The following is a 3,979-nucleotide window of genomic DNA, read 5'->3' as shown; positions in this document are numbered from 1 at the left end:
GCGCTCGGCCTCGCGCTGGTAGGTGGCGCGCACGTTGAAGATGTACGGGTTGACCGGCTTGTGCAGCACCATCGCGCCGGTCGACGGCGCGACCAGCGGCACCCGGTACTCGGCCAGCAGCGGCGCGATCGCCTGCGTGTGCGGCGTGCCGCGCACCAGGAACAGCGCGACCACGTTCTTCTCGGTGATCAGCTTCTTCGCGTTCTCGGCCGCGAGCTTCGGATCGAACTTGTCGTCCATCGAGACCAGCTCGATGCTCTGGCCGTTGATGCCGCCGCGCGCATTGACCGCGTCGAAGTACATCTTCGCGCCGTCGGTGGTCTCCTTGACGCCGGCCGCGACCGCGCCGGTGAAGCCTGCCGTCTGGCCGATCAGGATCTGGGCGGCCGCGCTGGCCGCGAGGCTGGACAAGGCCAGCACGCAAAGAAGCTTCTTCATGGTGTCTCCGGTTTTTTCCCTGGATCGTTGGCCGTGTCGACGACGACTCTGTCCCAACCGCGCACGGCAGGGCGGGATGTTTTCACACGTGACGGCCGCGCGAGCACGTCAAGTGGACGAAATGTCCACCCAGTCGCATTCGGCGCGACTTAGTTCGCGGTCGGCCCGCCTTCGTCGCCGCTTGTCAGCTCCGGGTCATCAGGGCGCCATTGATCCAGCACCGTGCGCAGGCTCTCGAACTGCATCGGCTTGGTCAGGTGCTCGTCCATCCCGGCATCGAGGCTGGACTGCCGGTCGGCAGCCAGCGCATGCGCGGTCAGCGCGACGATCGGGAACGGGCGGAGCAGGCCGTCGGCCTGCATCGCGCGCAGCCGGCGCGTCGCCTCGACGCCGTCCATGCCCGGCATCTGGATGTCCATCAGCACGAGGTCGGGCGCCTTCTCGAGGCAGTGCGCGAGCGCTTCTTCGCCGCTCGCGGCGACGCTGACCTTCATGCCCAGCACCATCAGCATCTCGCGCGCGACCAGCTGGTTCAGCGGGTTGTCCTCGACCACCAGCACGTGCATGCCGGGGCGCATCGGGGTCGACGGCTCGGGCCGTGCCGGTGCCGGGCGGGCCTCGGCGCTGGCGACGGTGCGCAGCTCGGCCGGCGTCAGCGGCTTCAGCAGCACCGCCATGCGGCTGCGCGCGGCGCGCTCGAGCAGCACCGGCTGGTGGAAGTCGGGGCGCAGCAGCAGCGTGACGCGCGTGCCGTCGGGCAGCGCGTGGCGCAGCGCTTCGAGGTCGCTGCTGTCGTCGAGGCCGTCCTCGGCCAGCACGACGCAGTCCGGCATGCGGCCGCCGAGCCGGGCGCGTTGCGTGGCCTGCGCGAGGTCGGGGATCAGCTCGGTGGTCCAGCCCAGGCGCTCGATGCGGCGCGGCAGCCACGGCGAGGTCGTCGCACCGCGCACCACCAGCCAGGCATGGCCGGGCGGGTGCGGCGCGGCGGCCGGCTGGGCCGCTGCCGCGAGCCGCAGCTCGACGGTGAACACCGAGCCGCGGCCGGGCACGCTGGTGGCCGTCACGCRGCCGGCCATCAGCGCCGCCAGCTTGCGCGTGAGCGACAGGCCGAGGCCGGTCCCGCCGTGCTGGCGGCGTGCGCTGTTGTCGCCTTGCTCGAAGGGCTTGAACACGCGCTCCAGCGTGGCGTCGTCCATGCCGGTGCCGGTGTCGTGCACCTGGATGCGCAGCAGCCACGGGCCGTCGGCCTGGGCCCGCACCTCGGTGACGAGCGCGACATGGCCTTGCGCGGTGAACCTGGCCGCATTGGCCAGCAGGTTCGAGACGATCTGGCGCACGCGCGCCGGATCGCCCTGGAACCGCGTCTGCTCGCCGAGGTAGTCGTACAGCATCGTCAGCTTGCGCTCGCGCAACTGCGGCATGAAGCCGCGGCAGGTCTCGGCCATCAGCTGCGCGAGGTCGAAGGTCTCCAGCCGCAGCGCGAGCTCGCCGGCCTCGGCGCGGGCGTAGTCGATCACGTCGCCGAGCAGGCGCAGCAGCGCCTGGCCGGACTGCTGCGCCAGGTCGAGGTAGCCGCGCTGCTCGTTGTGCGTGGCCAGCCGCTGCGCCAGCTCGGTCATGCCGAGCACCGCGTTCAGCGGCGTGCGCAGCTCGTGGCTCATGTGGGCCAGGAAGGCGGCCTTGGCCTGGCCGGAGGCCGGGTCGCTGTCGACTTCGCGCAGGCTGCCGGCCAGCCGGGTGGCCGGCCCGGCGCCGTCGGCCGTGGCGCGCATGCGCACCTGGAACCAGCGCAGGCTGCCGTCGGCGGTGCGCAGGCGCAGCCGGCCCTGGACGTTGCGGCCCGGGGCGCGGATCGCTGCGCCGACCAGCGCATCCCAGTGCGCCCGGTCGGGCGGGTCGACCTGCGCGCGCAGCGCGGACGGATCGTCGGCCAGCCCGGCGCCCAGCAGGTCGCGGCAGCGCGGCGAATGCCAGGCCTGCGACGGCTGGAGCGACGTGAGTTCGTGCTCCCACACGCCCTCGCCGACGACATCCATGAGCCGCGCGGCGCGGCTGCTGTCGGGGTGGACGGGAGGGAGGGGTGGAACGGCTGGTGTATTCATGACGCCACGCGCAGACGGCACGCGTGAGAGCGTGGCGCATGGTAGCCAATGGGCCTCGTCCGGGCAATGCGTCTCGCGTGAGACCGGTTGCCCATGGCTACTGACTGCTGCTGACCAATGGCCCGCCGATCTGCTCACCCGTCGCGGCTCCCTAGAATCTTCGGCTCCGCATTTCGAAAGCCCTCCCCATGTCCGGTGTCATCCGCATTCGCGGCGCCCGCCAGCACAACCTGAAGAACCTGGACCTCGACATCCGCACCGGCGAGATGACGGTGGTGACCGGGCCGTCGGGCTCGGGCAAGTCGAGCCTGGTGTTCGACACGCTGTACGCGGAGGGGCAGCGGCGCTACGTCGAGACCTTCAGCGCCTATGCGCGGCAGTTCCTCGACCGCATGGACCGGCCGGCGGTGGACCGGGTCGACGGCGTGCCGCCGGCGATCGCGATCGACCAGACCAACCCGGTGCGCACCTCGCGCTCGACGGTCGGCACGATGACCGAGCTGAACGATCACCTGAAGCTCTTGTATGCGCGGGCGGCCGAGCTGTTCGACAAGCAGACGGCACAGCCGGTGCGGCATGACAGCCCGGAGACGATCTACGCGGAGCTGATGAGCCGGACGGCGCAGGGCGATCCGCGGCTGGTGGTGACCTTTCCGGTGGAATTGCCGGGCGGAACCACGCCCGAGGAGATCGAGCAATGGCTCGCGGCCAGCGGCTTCACCCGCGTGCAGGCGGAGCGCGAGGTGGCGACGCCGACCGGCCCGCGCAAGGTGCTCGACGTGGTGGCCGACCGCTTCCGGCTGCAGGGGACCGAGAAGGTGCGCGCGGTCGAGGCGATCGAGACGGCGCTGAAGCGCGGCAGCGGGCGGGTCAACGTGTATGTGGTGGCCGAAGAAGGCGAACCCACACTCTGGCGTTTCTCCACCGGCCTGCACTGCCCCGACAGCGACCTGCGCTACGGCGACCCGCAGCCGGCCTTGTTCTCGTTCAATTCGGCGATGGGCGCCTGCGAGACCTGTCGCGGCTTCGGCCGCGTGATCGGCGTCGACTGGGGGCTGGTGATCCCGGACCACCGCAAGACGCTGCGCTCCGGCGCGATCAAGACCATCCAGACGCCGGCCTGGAAAGACTCGCAGGACGACCTGCTGAAGTACGCCGCCGAGGCCGGCATCCCGCGCGACGCCGCGTGGTCGCAGCTCAGCGAGGCGCAGCGCGACTGGGTCATCAACGGCTCGCCGCACTGGAAGGGCAACTGGAACAAGCAGTGGTACGGCATCAAGCGCTTCTTCGAGTACCTCGAATCGAAGTCGTACAAGATGCACATCCGCGTGCTGCTGTCGAAGTACCGCAGCTACACGCCGTGCACCACCTGCGGCGGCGCCCGGCTGAAGACCGAGGCGCTGCTGTGGCGCCTGGGCAGCAAGCCCGATGCCGACGGC

The 3,979-nt window shown here is 70.9% G+C and carries 3 protein-coding genes; 1 reads left to right on the top strand and 2 read right to left on the bottom strand.

All coding sequences use genetic code 11. The features are described 5' to 3' along the window. Positions 1–438 (bottom strand): ABC transporter substrate-binding protein (locus tag AC1D15_RS20720; RefSeq protein ID WP_477827449.1); only part of this gene is annotated, 438 nt, incomplete at its 3' end. A gap of 149 nt (positions 439–587) precedes the next feature. Next, complete coding sequence (locus AC1D15_RS20715; RefSeq protein ID WP_477827448.1) at positions 588–2,540, bottom strand: PAS domain-containing hybrid sensor histidine kinase/response regulator; 1,953 nt, start codon at positions 2,538–2,540, stop codon at positions 588–590. Positions 2,541–2,728: 188 nt separating this feature from the next. On the opposite strand from AC1D15_RS20715, the gene AC1D15_RS20710 reads away from it, so the two are divergent. Next, positions 2,729–3,979, top strand: a 1,251-nt coding sequence (locus AC1D15_RS20710; protein ID WP_477827447.1) for an excinuclease ABC subunit UvrA, incomplete at its 3' end; no start/stop codon positions are given.

Source organism: Rhizobacter sp. P2_H2 (assembly GCF_056403375.1).
Note: the sequence above shows the minus strand (reverse complement) of the source record. Positions and strands in the feature narration are given on the sequence as shown.